The sequence below is a fragment of the Pseudomonas sp. SWRI81 genome, assembly GCF_014268545.1.
In the GTDB taxonomy this organism is placed as follows: Bacteria; Pseudomonadota; Gammaproteobacteria; order Pseudomonadales; family Pseudomonadaceae; genus Aquipseudomonas; species Aquipseudomonas hamedanensis.
In genome coordinates, this window is sequence record NZ_JABWQS010000116.1 from 1 (window position 1) to 256 (window position 256).

Genomic DNA, 256 nt, shown 5'->3' on the forward strand with positions numbered 1-256 from the left:
TCTGGGCAGATTCGAACTGCCGACCTCACCCTTATCAGGGGTGCGCTCTAACCAACTGAGCTACAGACCCAATTTCGAGCTTGTAACTGTTAGCTCAGAGCTATCAGCTTGGAGCTTAAAGCTGCTTCTATCGTCTTCTTCAATGAATCAAGCAATTCGTGTGGGAGCTCATGGAGCAGCTGATGTCGTCGATTAAGGAGGTGATCCAGCCGCAGGTTCCCCTACGGCTACCTTGTTACGACTTCACCCCAGTCAT

At 50.8% G+C, this 256-nt stretch carries 1 rRNA gene; it reads right to left on the reverse strand.

Annotated elements, in window-relative coordinates:
* Positions 1-193 precede the first annotated feature (193 nt).
* Positions 194-256: ribosomal RNA gene (locus tag HU765_RS26675) — 16S ribosomal RNA — on the reverse strand; the annotation flags it as partial.